Origin of the sequence: Enterococcus gallinarum NBRC 100675, from assembly GCF_001544275.1 — a bacterium.
Lineage (GTDB): Bacteria > Bacillota > Bacilli > Lactobacillales > Enterococcaceae > Enterococcus_D > Enterococcus_D gallinarum.
The window spans coordinates 33,423-48,480 of record NZ_BCQE01000021.1 but is presented as its reverse complement, the minus strand read 5'-3'; the positions used below and the strand labels follow the sequence as shown (position 1 = coordinate 48,480).

13 protein-coding genes are annotated in these 15,058 nt (G+C 42.9%); 3 read left to right on the top strand and 10 right to left on the bottom strand.

Annotated features, from left to right (window positions below; translation table 11 throughout):
- The first annotated feature begins 161 nt into the window (after positions 1-161).
- The 3 genes from EG2_RS12640 to EG2_RS12630 are packed head-to-tail and all read left to right on the top strand — an operon-like array spanning position 162 to position 2,147.
- Positions 162-578, top strand: coding sequence for a NusG domain II-containing protein (locus tag EG2_RS12640; RefSeq protein WP_003128860.1), 417 nt, complete (start codon positions 162-164; stop codon positions 576-578).
- A 10-nt stretch (positions 579-588) separates the two neighbouring features.
- Positions 589-1,149, top strand: a complete 561-nt coding sequence (locus EG2_RS12635) for a Gx transporter family protein (protein ID WP_003128859.1) — start codon at positions 589-591, stop codon at positions 1,147-1,149.
- An 11-nt stretch (positions 1,150-1,160) separates the two neighbouring features.
- A complete protein-coding gene (locus EG2_RS12630; RefSeq protein WP_060815026.1) occupies positions 1,161-2,147 on the top strand; it encodes a polyprenyl synthetase family protein in 987 nt (328 codons plus the stop codon).
- A gap of 161 nt (positions 2,148-2,308) precedes the next feature.
- On the opposite strand, the gene gor is transcribed toward EG2_RS12630, so the two are convergent.
- From gor to def, 10 genes are all read right to left on the bottom strand, one after another.
- On the bottom strand, positions 2,309-3,655 hold the full coding sequence (gene gor, locus EG2_RS12625; protein WP_060815025.1) for a glutathione-disulfide reductase: 1,347 nt from the start codon (positions 3,653-3,655) through the stop codon (positions 2,309-2,311).
- Between the two features lie 211 nt (positions 3,656-3,866).
- Entirely contained in the window at positions 3,867-5,108 is a 1,242-nt protein-coding gene (locus tag EG2_RS12620; RefSeq protein ID WP_005469760.1) for a peptidase U32 family protein, read from the bottom strand.
- Positions 5,109-5,120: 12 nt separating this feature from the next.
- Positions 5,121-6,041, bottom strand: a complete 921-nt coding sequence (locus EG2_RS12615; RefSeq protein WP_060815024.1) for a peptidase U32 family protein — start codon at positions 6,039-6,041, stop codon at positions 5,121-5,123.
- Positions 6,042-6,340: 299 nt separating this feature from the next.
- On the bottom strand, positions 6,341-8,815 hold the full coding sequence (locus tag EG2_RS12610) for an ATP-dependent Clp protease ATP-binding subunit (protein WP_060815023.1): 2,475 nt from the start codon (positions 8,813-8,815) through the stop codon (positions 6,341-6,343).
- Between the two features lie 5 nt (positions 8,816-8,820).
- Positions 8,821-9,288, bottom strand: coding sequence for a CtsR family transcriptional regulator (locus EG2_RS12605; RefSeq protein WP_003128852.1), 468 nt, complete (start codon positions 9,286-9,288; stop codon positions 8,821-8,823).
- Between the two features lie 239 nt (positions 9,289-9,527).
- Positions 9,528-11,519: a Stk1 family PASTA domain-containing Ser/Thr kinase gene (pknB, locus tag EG2_RS12600; protein ID WP_060815022.1), complete on the bottom strand. Its 1,992-nt coding sequence runs from the start codon at positions 11,517-11,519 to the stop codon at positions 9,528-9,530.
- Positions 11,512-12,255 carry a Stp1/IreP family PP2C-type Ser/Thr phosphatase gene (locus EG2_RS12595; protein WP_060815021.1) on the bottom strand — a complete coding sequence of 248 codons (744 nt, stop codon included), beginning with the start codon at positions 12,253-12,255 and terminating at the stop codon, positions 11,512-11,514. The genes pknB and EG2_RS12595 overlap by 8 nt, the downstream gene beginning before the upstream one ends.
- Before the next feature lie 15 nt (positions 12,256-12,270).
- Complete coding sequence (rsmB, locus tag EG2_RS12590) at positions 12,271-13,629, bottom strand: 16S rRNA (cytosine(967)-C(5))-methyltransferase RsmB (RefSeq protein WP_060815020.1); 1,359 nt, start codon at positions 13,627-13,629, stop codon at positions 12,271-12,273.
- Positions 13,619-14,572 carry a methionyl-tRNA formyltransferase gene (gene fmt, locus EG2_RS12585; protein WP_060815019.1) on the bottom strand — a complete coding sequence of 318 codons (954 nt, stop codon included), beginning with the start codon at positions 14,570-14,572 and terminating at the stop codon, positions 13,619-13,621. The genes rsmB and fmt overlap by 11 nt, the downstream gene beginning before the upstream one ends.
- A complete protein-coding gene (def, locus tag EG2_RS12580) occupies positions 14,565-15,056 on the bottom strand; it encodes a peptide deformylase (protein WP_003128845.1) in 492 nt (163 codons plus the stop codon). The genes fmt and def overlap by 8 nt, the downstream gene beginning before the upstream one ends.
- Positions 15,057-15,058: the final 2 nt, after the last annotated feature.

Genomic DNA, 15,058 nt, shown 5'->3' with positions numbered 1-15,058 from the left:
TTTTTAAACGAGACTGAGGCAGCCTGATCCTTTGATCAATGTCTCAGTCTCTTTCCAAGTTAAGCACTTTTTTATCTACTAGAAAAACCTTCTCTTAAAAGTAGTAGAAAACCAGCGGATTATGCTAGAATGAGACACAGAACTTCAAAGGAGTCTTTCTGATGAAAGTAAAAGAATTTATCCGTCGTGCCCACCTGAAGCCTTGGGACGGGGTCATCATTCTGGTACTGATACTTAGCTCGTTTTTACCAATTTTGATTTTTGGGCAATCACAAAGTACCCCTACTGCCGCCAAACAAGCTGTTTTGCGAGTTGATGGCAAGGAGATCAAAGAGTTTGATTTGATCGAAGGACAAGATAGCTACACGTATCGATACGAAGATCCAGATGGTGATTACAATCTCATTGAAATCGCTGGTGACCGCATCCGCATCAAAGAAGCTGACTGTGGCGATCAAATTTGCGTCCGCCGCGGCTGGGCCTCAAAAAATGGCGAAACGATCGTATGTTTGCCACATAAATTAGTGATCGAAGTTCGTGCAACAGATGGGAGTGAGACAGACGATCTAATCTACTGATCGTGATACTATGAGTCGTTTACAGAAAATCATCTTCATCTCATTATTAGTTGCTCAAGGAGTCGTTATCGGTTTGATTGAAAATATGATTCCGTATCCTTTTGCCTTTGCTCCCGGAGCTAAATTAGGTTTAGCCAATCTGATCACGATCATTGCTTTGTTCACTATGCCTAAGCGAGACAGTTTTTTGCTGATATGGCTACGCTTGATCTTAACTACACTCTTAGGCGGAACTGTTTCAACATTCTTATATAGTATGAGTGGTTCACTTTTGAGCTATTTCGGTATGTTGTTAGTGAAACAACTAGGGCCTAAGCGCGTCAGCATTATCGGAATCAGTGCTGCTGGTGGTTTTTTACACAATGTTGGCCAATTGGTCACAGCTTCTTGGATTGCTCAATCCTGGAGTGTCATGCTTTACCTACCCGTTCTCGCATTTTTCGGTATTCTATCAGGAATCGCCATCGGCATCGCCGCCAACTATCTTTTGCAAAGAGTGGACACATTACGGCGATTTCAGCTTGATTATGAACGGCAAACCAATGTCAAGTGGCGTTCTGATTCAAAATAAAGGAGTCATTTATGAAACTTCATCCAATGTGGCAAGCATATCCTGCGTTGCAAAACGATTTATCTGAATCGCTGCAATTAATGGAACAATCCTTGAAACTAAAAAATAAAGCAGTAGAACAAGCGATATTAGCGATGATCCATTCTGGCGGCAAGATGCTCCGCCCGGCCTATCAGTTGTTGTTCTCTGAATTCGGAGAAGAGAAAGATTCTCAAAAAGCAGTAGCACTATCCGCAGCGATCGAAATGCTCCATACTGCTTCACTGATTCATGATGATATCGTTGATCAAGCCGATACTCGGCGAAGCTTGCCTACTATCCGTGCACAATTCGGTAATGATGTCGCCGTTTACGCGGGTGATTATCTCTTTGTATGCTGTTTTAAACTAATGGCGGACTACGCTGGTTCTCTCAAAAGTCTGCAAATCAATTCTCGCAGCATGGAAACAATTTTAGCTGGAGAATTAGGACAAATGAGCAAACGCTACGACCTGAATATGACGATTGAGGACTATCTGGAAAACATTTCCGGTAAAACAGCTGAACTGTTTGCTCTAAGCTGCTTTATCGGTGCTTATGAAAGTGGGACTTCTCTACGTTTAGCCAATCAGGCAAAAACGATTGGTCAATCCATCGGGTTAGCATTTCAAATCATGGACGATATCCTTGATTACAGCCAAAGCGAAAGTGCCTTAGGTAAGCCTGTCCTTGAAGATGTCAAGCAGGGGGTCTACTCACTGCCGTTGTTGTTGGCACTGAAGAAAGAGCGGGCTGTGCTAACACCATTACTGGAGAAAAAAGCCGAGATGACCGATCAGGAAGCGCAGCAAGTCTACCAAATCGTTCACGACAGCCATAGCGTTGAAGAAGCACATCAATTAGCTGCTCGTTATACAAAAAAAGCCCTGCAAGGAATCAAGAAATTACCTGATCCTGGCAACAATACCAAAGACTATTTGTATCAGATCACAAGCCAAATCCTAGCTCGCACAAATTAAGTGGTTTTTCTATAAACAATAGTTTGATAAGTGATTTATAGGTAGCTGCTTTCAACTAGCTGTCTTTCAGACAAAAAAGAACGATCTCCGATTGATTAGACGACACGTCTTCTATCAATCGGAGATCGTTCTTTTTCTTTACTTCATTTTCTCTTAACTGTTTATCGCATTGTAACGAACTCTTCTGCTCCAGTCGGATGGATTGCAACGGTATTGTCGAAATCTGCCTTAGTTGCTCCCATTTTGATGGCGACGGCGAATCCTTGCAGCATTTCGTCAACACCAATTCCAATACCGTGTAGCCCAATGATCTTCTCTTCTTTTCCTAAACAAACAAGTTTCATTTCACATTTTTGACGATAGTCATTCAATGCAAAGTACATTGGTGTAAAGCGTGAACGATATACTTTGATTTCTTCTTCGCCATATTTTGCGATTGCAGCTTCTTCTGAAAGACCGATCGTTGCAATTGGTGGGTGCGTAAAAATGACTGTCGGCACCAGATCATAATCTAAATGTGCCTCAGTTTGACCATTGAACAGCCGTTCAGACAAGCGACGACCCGCTGCAATCGCTACTGGCGTCAACTCTAATTTGCCGATCACATCTCCAACTGCAAAGATCGATTCAGCAGTAGTATTTTGGTATTTATCAACAATGACAAAGCCTTTTTCATCTAGAGAGACATCTGTATTTTCCAAACCAAGGTGTTGGGTATTGGGCACTCGTCCCCCAGCAAACAATACACAGTCCCCCGTCAGTGTGTGACCATTTTCAAAGAAAACTGTATATTGTCCATCACGTTCTTCGATCCTTTCAGCTACATAGCCGGAATAAAGGTCCATTCCTGCTTCTCGATAAATTTCTACTAAATTGTCAGTTAACATATGATCAAACGCCCGTAATGGACGTTCTTTACGATAAGCCCAAGAAACGTGACTGCCAAATTGCTGACTCATTCCGCTAAGTTCTGCCGCAATGTATCCTGCTCCTAAGACGATCATTTCTTTAGGTACTTCTTCTAAGGCAAAAAAGCCATTGGAATCAATCGCATATTCACCACCAGGAATCGACATGACACTAGGTTTTCCTCCTGTAGCAATTAAGATCTTTGGCGCTCTGTATTCTTGTCCATCGACCGTCACAGTATGGTTATCCACAAACTGTGCATAACCGTGGATAACTTCTACTCTATTGCTATCTAAGCCTTTTTGATATGCTGTGTGTAAAAAATCAATATATTTTTCACGGTTATCCACAAGTTGCTTAAAATCAAATTTATCCACATGTGGATAAATACCATAGCTCGTGGCATCACGCTTAATCATTTCTAGCATTTCACTTGCTTGCCACATCACTTTTTTGGGTACACAGCCCACATTGACACAAGTCCCCCCCAGCTCATTGCCTTCAATCAATAAAACTTTGGCTCCGTGCATTCCTGCACGGTTAGCAGAAGCAATCCCGCCACTGCCACCGCCAATCACTATGTAATCATATTCTTGCATTATTGGTCTCCTCCTTAGGAACAACTTCATTTTGGTGTATATCGAAAGATTTTTCAAATCTTACAAAAAAATGCGACAGAAGCACCGAGTAAATGATAAAGGGAGAGGAACATAACATCTACGAGATTCAAACCCGCTTTAAGCACAGTGCGCTACCCCTCGAATCTCATTATTCTTCCTTTATCAGCCTTGGATACTTCTGTCACAGTTTTTATTTTTTCTTACGGATCATGTCGCCAACCTGAACAGGTTCAGCGACGGGCATCGTTAGAAGCATCATTGGATTTGGCGCGCGATCGATCGATTCACCGTCTTCATTATACATGACTTCCACCTTTTGATGGAAATGATGGAATCCAGGTCCATAAAACTCGATCTCGTCCCCCACCGAAAACAAATTCCGCTGCCGGATCGTGGCCATCTTTGTTGCGTCATCATAGGCCATGACTTCCCCGATAAACTTGTATTGCGGGATTTTACGCCGAGGACCAAATAATTGCTCATTTTCACTCGGTGTATGGTAATAAAATCCGGTAGCTAGTTCCCTTTGCGCTACCTTCCATAATTCATCAATCCACTCTTGTTTGCAGACATAGTTCTCTGGATCTTCCATATAACTGTCCACTGCCGCTTTGTACACATTCGCAACAGTTGAAACATAGTGGATCGATTTCATCCGTCCTTCGATCTTAAAACTATCGACGCCGTTTTCAATCAAGTCAGGAATATGTTCGATCATGGACATGTCGACTGCACTCATTGAGAATTCTTCTTCGATTGTTCCATTCTTTGTCAAACTCTTTCTTTCTTGTGCAAAAGGCATATCAAAAAGATCATATTTCCAACGACAAGATTGCGAGCAACCACCACGATTGGCGTCTCGCATTGACATATGATTGGACAATGTACAACGTCCAGAATAAGAGATACACATCGCCCCATGAATAAAAGCTTCAATCTCCACACTCGTATTTTTGCGGATTTCAGCGACTTCTTCCATGGATACTTCTCGAGCCAAGACAACTCGCTCAAGCCCTTCTTCTCGCCAAAATTCTAGCGTTTCATAATTTGTCGCGGAAGCTTGCGTTGAAAGATGGATCGGCAATCCTGGTGCTTCTGTCGCACAGATCTCGATCAAAGCAGGATCAGACACGATCACCGCCGAAATTCCCACATCCCGCAATTGACGGAAAAATTCCCCTGCACCTTCTTGATTGCCTTCATGGGTGACCATATTTGCTGCTACATATACTTTAGCATTATGAGCTTTAGCAAATGCAACCCCTTCAGCCATCTCTTCATAGGTAAAGTTTCCGGCACGACTGCGTAAGCCATAGGCGTTGCCGCCTATATAAACAGCATCCGCCCCGTAATGAATGGCTGTTTTTAATTTTTCTAATGTACCGGCTGGTGCCAATACTTCTGGCCGTTTCAATTTTTGTTTGACTGTCATTTCCATTGCTCCTTACTTGATATCCTCTGGATTGATCGCATAAAAACCGGTATCTAACCCCCGTTGAGCTGGATGTAGCTGACGTACTTGTTCACTCAAGCTAGCTGCTTGTTCAGCAGTCCATGTGCCTTCAGTAAGCAATTGCTTCGCTTGTGCAAAACAAGCTACGATCGAGACAAACGCTGTCCCTGGAGTAAATAAACCGTCTAACTTCCAAGTCTGGTACCCCGTTTCAAAAAGAGACTGCAATTCATTCATCAAATTGATGTCATTATTGGCGAAAATATGAGTGCCATGACTGTCTTCATAAATCGAGTAGTGGGTATCCTCCTTCTTGGGTTCTGATAAAAATAAACCTCGCTCACGAGATTTTTCATCTTCCTGTTGCGTATAATTATAATAATTTTGCAGCAATGGACGTTTCGACTGATGAATGCATGTTGCCCCATAGACAAGCACTTCCGCAGGAATCGTTAGCTGTGGTGCTAAAACTGTCATTTCTCCAAAGGGGACTTCTCTTGCTAAGACTGCACCAATCGCCCCTTTTTGCCCCCAAAAATTGATTTGTCTAGCACTGGTGACCAGCGTCTCTCCATCGTATACAAACGGCAATGCCAATTCCGGATTCTTTTTCATACGATAAATGATTCCTGGATCGCCGATAGAAATTTTATCAACATGGTTGGCCTTCAAAAAAGCCAAGTATTCTGGAACTAGCGTCATTTTTTGCGGGTGCATGATGCCATTGACTGCCGCCATCGCTTTTTTTCCTTCTGCTTGCGCTAAGCGGATCAATTCGCCTTGTTCCTCTCGTGAGAAAGATGTCGGCAAACGCAAACCGAAAGTTTCTTCTCCGAAAAAAATAGTATCTACATAAGGTAAGAGCTGTTTTGCTTGTTCGATCGACTCCACCGTTGCGATAATCTCAACCATGATATTCCTCCTTTATAACTCACTAATAGTATCACAGGCAACACGGCTTTCCAAGACTTCCTTTTGAACTTTTTTCACGAAAAAAAGGAATACTCAGCAATAAGAACTGGTAAACCAACTTTAACACTATTTTAAATTTGTGAACTTTATGAGTTTTTATCTCCATTTCAATTGTTCGAAATCCAGCAAACACTATTTGCCCACAAAAAAACTATCCAAGCAGCAAACGATGCTTCAGCCTGCATTCTGCTGACTATCAGTCGTTTGCTAGTTAGATAGTTTTATTTTTCTTTAAGAGCTTATACTTGTTGAAGGATACGAGCTTGGCCTTCTTTTACATTCAATGTAATTGAGCCTTTCGATGCCCCAATCGTCACTCGGTCACCTAAATGGATCTGTCCCGACAATAGTGCTTCGCTTAAGCGGTCTTCGACCTCTTTTTGCAATGCTCGACGAATTGGGCGAGCCCCATATTCTGGATCAAAACCAGCTTTACCGATGACATCAATCGCTGCAGATGTGATCTTCAGTTGAATGTCTTGATCACTGAGACGTTTGATGATCGCTTTACTCATGATTTTAACGATTTCATGAATTTCATCTTCACCTAATGAACGGAAGACAACTGTTTCATCCACCCGATTCAAGAACTCAGGACGGAATGCTTTCTTGAGCTCTTCCAGAATCCGTTTTTGCATCGCTTGATGGTCTTTGCTAAGATCCACCACATTGAAACCTACGTTCTTTTCTTCACGGATCTGTTGTGCGCCGATATTTGAGGTCATAATCAGGATTGTATTACGGAAATCGACTTTCCGCCCTTTGGCATCTGTCAAATGACCATCATCAAGAACTTGTAAGAGAATATTGAAGACATCTGGATGAGCTTTTTCCACTTCATCTAGTAAAATCACTGAATAAGGTTTTGAACGAATCTTTTCAGTTAATTGTCCACCCTCATCATAACCAACATAACCAGGAGGGGAGCCAATCAAACGACTTGTACTGTATTTCTCCATAAACTCAGACATATCCACACGAACGAGTGAATCCTCACTGCCAAACATCGCTTCTGCCAAGGCTTTTGCCAGCTCTGTTTTTCCGACACCCGTAGGACCTAGGAACATGAATGAACCGATTGGGCGATTCGGATCTTTTAGACCACTACGTGCTCGACGAATCGAACGTGCGACTGCTTTCACAGCTTCTTCTTGACCAACGACTCGCTGATGCAGGATTTTTTCTAGATCGAGAAGCCGTTCACTTTCTTTTTTCTCCATTTGCTGTAAAGGAACGCCCGTCCATTGCGACACGACTGCCGCAACATCTTCGCCAGTGACACTGTCTGCGTAGCCAGAAGCTTCTTTGACTTCCATGAACGCAACTTCAGTCAACTGCTGGGTCAATTTCTTCTCTTTGATGCGCAAACGAGCTGCGGCTTCAAAGTCTTGTTGGCGAATCGCTGCTTCTTTTTCTTCAATCAGATTGGCGATTTCATTTTGCAAATCGGCCAACTCAGAGCTTTCGTCTGTTTTATCCAAGCGCACTTTTGCTGCCGATTCGTCCATCAAGTCAATGGCTTTGTCCGGCAACTGCCGTGAATTGATATAGCGTACCGACAATTGGACAGCAGCATGCAGGGCATCATCTGAAATCTCTACCCCATGGTGCTCTTCATAACGGGGACGTAATCCTCGTAAAATTTCTTCTGCTTCTTCTGGAGTTGGCTCATCCACTTGAACACGGGCAAACCGTCTTTCCAATGCGGAATCTTTTTCGATATACTTTTGATATTCATCTAAGGTCGTAGCACCAATTGTTTGTAATTCTCCGCGGGCTAATGCAGGTTTTAATATATTTGATGCATCGATAGCGCCTTCCGCACCACCAGCACCAATCAGCGTATGCAGCTCATCAATAAATAAAATGATCTGACCATCTTGGTAAATTTCGTCGATGATTTTCTTCATTCGATCTTCAAATTCACCGCGATATTTCGTGCCAGCTACTAAAGCACCCATATCTAACATCATTAAGCGTTTGTTCTGCATATCTTCTGGTACTTCACCGTGAATGATTTTTTGTGCCAATCCTTCAGCAATAGCTGTTTTACCAACCCCCGGTTCCCCTACTAAAACAGGGTTGTTTTTGGTCCGGCGGCTTAGGATTTGAATCAATCGTTTCACTTCTTTTGCTCGACCCACTACTGGATCTAAGCGTTTATCTCTTGCCAATTTTGTTAAATCTCGAGCTAGTGAGTCCAGCGTCGGCGTTCCTTGTGCTTTTCCTTGAGGACGACGACGACCCGCACCACCGGCATTTTTTGTGTCATTGATACCCATTTTTTTCTTTAATAACTGCCGCATTTTAGCCAAACTCAACCCTAAGTTCAACATGATTCTTGAGGCTAAAATATCTTCATCCCGAAGCAATCCTAACAAAAGATGCTCTGTGCCGATTTGAAGAGCGCCTAAACGCTTAGCTTCATCTCCAGCGTACGCAAATGTTTGCTTCGCTCGTGGGGAATAGGCTAGATAGGCATTCTCTGGATATTGGCGAACAGTTCCATAACCTGTTAAATGCTCGATTTCTTCGCGAATATCATTTTCAGTGATATTCATTTCCCGTAACGTTTTGCCGGCAATGCCATTTTGTTCAATGACTAAGGCAAGCAAGATGTGTTCTGAACCTACGGATTGATGTTTAAAGTACTTTGCTTCTTCCTGTGCGATCGTCAGCACAGCTTTCGCTCGTTGTGTAAATAGTTCATCCATCTCATTCACTTCCTGTCTTCATAACTTAAACGTTCTAAAATTGCATGGAGCAAGTCTGCTCGTGTTCGATTTTCATAAGGAGAACGTCCTAATACTGACTTCGCAATGACGGTCAACAATAAGTTGCCCTCGCGCTTCGACAGGATTCCTTCCTCATAAAGTTTTTGGATTATTGCATAAGCATCTTTTTCCGAGATGGTTTCATCAAATAATTGATTCATTTCTTCAAGGTAGTGGTGGTTATCCGTGATCTTGACTTTTTCGATACGGATATACCCTCCGCCTCCACGTTTGCTTTCAACAGTATACCCTCTTTGAATAGTGAAACGGGTATTGATCACATAATTTATTTGTGAAGGCACACAATTGAATAAATTCGCCATTTCAGCTCGGCGAATCTCGATTGTTTCGCTGTCTTCAAGAATTTTCTTCAAATATGCCTCAATCAAATCGGAAGTGTTATGATGATTCAATTCATTCCCTCCCTTGACTAATTCTGACCTTCATTATACCCAATTTTTGAAAACTTGAAAAGATGTACGCCTAGAGATGCGGAATTACTAAAAGAAACTTAAACAGCTCGCTCTTTTTTCGCATCACAAAAAAACTATCCGCATCTTCAAGTGGTTACTTCTACAGTCTTTGGTCGCCATCTCACTGCGACCTATAGAGTAAACTTAAAAATCATTCGGATAGTTTTTTCAGCAATTGATTAATCTTCAGAGCTCGTTGAACTCGTACTTGTTGATTCACTGCTAGCGGAGGATTCACTCGTAGAGGACTCTGGTTTTGGTCCTTTAGAAATAGTAACATTTACTGAAGAACCAACAGCCACCGAAGTACCTTCACCTGGTGAAACATCTGTGACTTCTCCAGCCGGAACAGAATCATTGTAGCCCGATTCTTCTTTGATCGAATATTTTAATCCAGCCTCATTCAATGCTGCTACAGCATCATTTCGACTCTGTCCAATGATTCGTGGCACATTGACCATCTCTTGACCGCTGCTGACTGTCAGCGTGATAACAGTTTGAGAGGTAATGACTGATTCTCCTGCTCCTGGCGCTTGATTAATGACAGTCCCCACCGGTTCATCACTTGGTGCTGACTGTTCATAAATATTTTCGGTTGGAACTCCTTTTGAGGTCAATGCCGCCCGTACATCTTCGATTCGCTGACCATAATAGTCTTCCATTGCAAACGATTCAGGTCCCGTGCTGACTACAAAAGTAATGTCATCCTCTTTCGGAGAGACTTTCTCGCCGACATCTGGTGATTGGCTAATGATCAGACCTTCTCCAATAGCATCACTGGATTTGGTCTCTTCTTTGATTTGGTCTTCTGAAAAACCTAACTTGATCAACTCAGCTTTTACATCTTCAAAATTTTTCTCTTCATAGTTTTTTAAGGTGATTTTTTCAGTCCCTGAGCTGATATACAAAGTGATCTCGCTATTTTTTTTGACTTCGGTTCCTTCTTGCGGATCCGTTTTAACGACATTGCCTTCTTCGATCTCATCGTCAGCAATCTCTTCGGTTTTGTCAGCAACTTTTAATCCTGCTGCTTCCAGCTTTTCTCGAGCAACGGTCTCTGTGTCTCCGCTGACTTTAGGGATCTCAACATCGCCGCGCCCTCCGCCAAAAACAAAATAGCCGCCAATGACCAGCAGCGCTGCAATAACTAGTATTGGCAGGATCAGCCACCATTTCTTCCGCTTCTTCTTTGGTTTTTCTTGTTTCTGGTCTGCGGTTTCTTCTACTTCTGGCTCCGTCACTGCCGGTTCTGCAGGCTGTTCAGCTATCATTTCATCGGTAATAGGGGTCAGCGCTCGAGTTTCATCGTTTAGCGCATGTGGCTCCCACCTTGGTTCATTCAAGCGCTCAGGTGACAGGGCTGTTGAAAGATCTTCTCGCATTTCATCAGCTGTCTTATAACGATCGGCTTGCTCTTTCGCTGTTGCCTTTAATACGACATTCTCTAATGATTGAGGAACATTTTTATCATAGATACGAATAGAAGGGATCTCATCTTGAAAATGTTTTAAGGCAATTGTGACAGCGGACTCACCATCAAAAGGAACTTTCCCCGTCAACATTTCATATAGGATGATTCCAATCGCATAGATATCAGATTGGTTAGTAGCCATACTTCCCCGTGCTTGCTCTGGCGATAAGTAGTGCACAGAGCCTAACATCGAGTTGGTTTGGGTGATCGATGTTTCCGATAAAGCAATCGCGATCCCGAAATCCGTGATCTTAACGACGCCTTCTTCATTGATCAGAATGTTTTGTGGTTTCAAGTCCCGATGAATGATTCGATGTTGGTGAGCCAATGCCACTGCTGACAAAATTTGTTGCACGATATCGACAATCTGTAGATAAGGAACCGGGTAATGGGTTTGAATATATCGCTTCAAGTCCATGCCTTTGACATATTCCATCACCAAAAACTGCATCCCATCTTCTTCGCCTACATCATACACTGTGACGATATTGGGATGAACCAACTCTGTGGCAGCCAATGCTTCCCGCTGAAAGCGGCGAATCGCATTTTTATCATTTTGGAAGTCAAATCGCAATACTTTGACGGCAACTTCTCGATCAAGAATCAAATCATGAGCCAGAAATACATTTGCCATGCCGCCACTGCCGATATTGCCAATGATTTTATAGCGGCCATTTAACTTTTTCCCTATTTCAATCATGGGCAGTTCCTCCAACTTTGATCAGTAACACTGTGATATTATCGACTCCGCCTTGTTGATTGGCTGCATCGATCAACTGCTGAACCGCTTCTTTAAGGGATGATGCGTCTTCAATGATGGCTGCGATCTTTTCATCTGCCAACATGTTTGTCAGTCCGTCTGAGCAAAGAAGCAAGTAATCACTTTCAGCAAAATAATGAATCGCTACATCTACTTCTACTGTATTAGGCATTCCAACAGAACGAGTCAAAACATTTTTGCGTGGATGGTTCAGTGCCATTTCAGCAGTAATTTGGCCAGATTTCACCAATTCATTGACAAGAGAATGGTCTTCAGTAATTTGTATCAACTCATGATCCCGCAAAATATAGGCGCGGCTGTCGCCAACATTCGCAATCGTAAATTGATCCTCAAAGAGTGCTACAGCAATGATCGTTGTTCCCATACCATTCAGCGCCTCATCCTCGATGCCTTTTTCATAGATCGAGACACTCTCTGCCTGGATTTTTTGGATCAGCCATTGAGCAGCCTTTTCACTATCTGTCAATTCTGTTTTTTCCCAAGCTGTTCCCAAGCCACTCACAGCCTGACGACTCGCTACATCACCTGCCCGATGTCCTCCCATCCCATCAGCTAAGATCGCCAATGTGATACTTTTTTTGTTGACATACACAGCAGCAAAGTCTTGGTTCGTATTCCGACGTTTACCAACATCTGTTTGAAAATGGATCTCCAACTTCTTTTCACCTCATTACTTTTTGCGAAGGCAGCTTATGAAAAAGCCATCTGTCATAAAATCTTGCGGATAAATCGTTAGCATCTGATCATTGATATTCGCAGCAATATCAGCATTTACCGATACATCGATTCGTTCGAATTCTGGATGATCCGCTAAGAATGCCTCCACTACTGCCTGATTTTCTTCTAGCATTATGGTGCATGTACTGTAGATCATTATACCCGAATTTTTTAGCGTTGGGGCGGCACTTTCTAAAATCGCTAACTGAATTTCGGGTAAACGCTCTAGATCAGCTGCCTGCTTGTTGTATTTGATGTCTGGTTTACGACGCATCAATCCTAGACCAGAGCAAGGAGCATCCACTAAGATTCGATCAAACTGTTGTTCCTCAAAATGTTGAGCGACTTCCCTTGCATCCATCACTTCCGCTTGAACCACCTCTGAGACCGCAAGTCTTTCAGCATTTTCAGTGATCAATTTAACTTTATGAGGATGAATATCCAACGCAGTGACTTTCCCACCTGCTTCTGCAGATAGAAAGGACGCGATATGGGTTGTTTTACCTCCAGGTGCTGCACAAGCATCCAATACTTGGTGCTCTGGTGCAATGTACAGTGCCGGTGCTACTAACATCGAACTTTCATCTTGTATTGTCAATAATCCATCATGATATAAAGAAGAGCCGGCTAAAAATCCTTTATCAGCCACAATCCCATACGGAGATAGTTGGCTTTCTCGAGCTTCGATCCCTTCTTCCTGTAGTTGAAGGATGGCTTCGTTGCGAGTAATTCTTTGTAGATCAAGGCGTCCACTAGCATGGCTAGGTACCAGTAAAGACAGCCCTAACTCCCGGGTTTTATCGCTGCCGATCTGCGCTACGAATCTTTCAGTTAGCCATAATGGCATACTGATTTCTGTAGCTAACCGCTCCAAGGGATCTTTGATTTGATCAAGTGCCGGCACACCCTCTCTTTGAATCGTACGCAACACGCCGTTAACAAATTTTCCGATTCCTGGATTTCCTTTTGCTTTCGCGATTTCCACAGCCTCATTTAAAATAGCATGATTAGGTACTTTGTCCAAGTACAGCATTTGGTAAAGAGAAAGACGCAATAATGATCTGACCCATGGATCGACTTTTTTTGCATTCTTGATAAAGTTCGCTAAATAATAATCCAATAGCAGCTGCCGACTAATGGTTCCATAGACCATTTCTGTCAATAAACGTCCATCTTTATCATTCAAACGGCCTTGATTCATCAGTTCTCTCAATAATAAGTTCGAATAGGCACCGCCTCTTTCGATACGAACTAAGGCCTCTAATGCAACAAAACGAACAGTATATTGGATTTTTCCTATTTTACGCTTCATGAGTACCAACCTTATCACCTAGTTGAATGTGTTGCCCAGTGCCATTTAGAAAAGCCGCAATGGATTGACGACCTTTTCCAGCTGGTTGTAGCTCTTCTAAAGCTAAAACTGTCTGTTGACCACAAGCGATCCATAGCGCCTTTTTCGTTCGTTGCATGATGGTTCCTGGCGCGGCATCTGTTGTTTCATCGACTACTGCTACTGACCAAATCTTCCAACGGCTCCCTTGGTAAGTCGTGAAAGCAATTGGCCACGGTCGCATCCCTCGGACCTGATTGTCGATCTCCTGTGCTGTCTTTGTCCAATCAATTGCTTCTTGTTCTTGCGTAATATTGGGGGAGAATGTTACCTGCTCTTCTGCTTGAGGCATTGGTTTCAGTTCTCCTGATAGGATTTTGGGTAATGTTTTCAGCAGTAATTCTTTACCCAATAAACTTAATTTCTCAAACATAGTCCCCACATCGTCTTGATTAGTGATCGGAAGTTTAGCTTGAGAAAAAATACCCCCAGCATCCATTTTTTTGATCATTTCCATGATGGTGACACCTGTTTCTGGTTCGCCTTCCATAATTGCATAGTGCACTGGGGCACCACCCCGATACTTTGGTAATAAGGAGGCATGGACATTGATCGCTCCAAATTTTGGTACTTGCAACAGCTTTTCCGGTAAAAATTGGCCAAAGGCCGCAGTGATCAAAATGTCTGGTGCTAATTCTTTGATCGTTTCCATTTCAGGTGAACCGCTGATTTTTTCTGGTTGCAAAACCAACAATTGGTGCTTCAATGCTGCTTCTTTGACAGGCGTTGGCGTGATTACTCGTTTTCGACCTACGGGCCGGTCCGGTTGGGTCACTACCGCTGCAATTTCATAGCCTTCTGCCAGCAATCCTTCTAAGATTGGTACAGAAAACGCGGGGGTTCCCATAAAGACAACTTTAGTCATTTTCGTGTTCCTCCATATATTGTTCTAGTTCAGATTCTGGGATCTTATCGATCATTTTATCAATAAATAAGACACCATTCAGATGATCAATCTCATGCTGGATAGCCCGAGCCAAGTAGCCAAAAGCTTGAACCTCCATTTCTTCTCCTTCACGGTCAAAGTAGCGAACCGTAATCTCATCTGCTCGCTTGACCGTACCATAGGTATGAGGAATACTCAAGCACCCTTCTACATCAACAGATTCTCCGGATGACTCGATGATTTCTGGATTAATCAGTTCGAAACGATCCTCTTCATCTACTTCAACGATTGCCACTTGCAGGTTTTTACCAATCTGAGGGGCCGCAATACCTACGCCGTCATGCGCCACCATTGTTTCATACATGTCTTCTAGTAGTTGTACCAGCTCATCTGTAATCATAGATACCGGTTTTGGTTTTCGACGAAGCTGATCGTCGGGATGAATAATAATCGGATAGCGCATAA

Excerpts from the sequence above, each read along its gene's own strand:
- EG2_RS12620 (WP_005469760.1), bottom strand. The coding sequence starts at position 5,108 with ATGACAGTCAAACAAAAATTGAAACGGCCAGAAGTATTGGCACCAGCC.
- EG2_RS12615 (WP_060815024.1), bottom strand. The coding sequence starts at position 6,041 with ATGGTTGAGATTATCGCAACGGTGGAGTCGATCGAACAAGCAAAACAG.
- gor (WP_060815025.1), bottom strand. The coding sequence starts at position 3,655 with ATGCAAGAATATGATTACATAGTGATTGGCGGTGGCAGTGGCGGGATT.
- EG2_RS12635 (WP_003128859.1), top strand. The coding sequence starts at position 589 with ATGAGTCGTTTACAGAAAATCATCTTCATCTCATTATTAGTTGCTCAA.
- EG2_RS12610 (WP_060815023.1), bottom strand. The coding sequence starts at position 8,815 with ATGGATGAACTATTTACACAACGAGCGAAAGCTGTGCTGACGATCGCA.
- def (WP_003128845.1), bottom strand. The coding sequence starts at position 15,056 with ATGCGCTATCCGATTATTATTCATCCCGACGATCAGCTTCGTCGAAAA.
- EG2_RS12630 (WP_060815026.1), top strand. The coding sequence starts at position 1,161 with ATGAAACTTCATCCAATGTGGCAAGCATATCCTGCGTTGCAAAACGAT.
- EG2_RS12640 (WP_003128860.1), top strand. The coding sequence starts at position 162 with ATGAAAGTAAAAGAATTTATCCGTCGTGCCCACCTGAAGCCTTGGGAC.
- rsmB (WP_060815020.1), bottom strand. The coding sequence starts at position 13,629 with ATGAAGCGTAAAATAGGAAAAATCCAATATACTGTTCGTTTTGTTGCA.
- pknB (WP_060815022.1), bottom strand. The coding sequence starts at position 11,519 with ATGATTGAAATAGGGAAAAAGTTAAATGGCCGCTATAAAATCATTGGC.
- fmt (WP_060815019.1), bottom strand. The coding sequence starts at position 14,572 with ATGACTAAAGTTGTCTTTATGGGAACCCCCGCGTTTTCTGTACCAATC.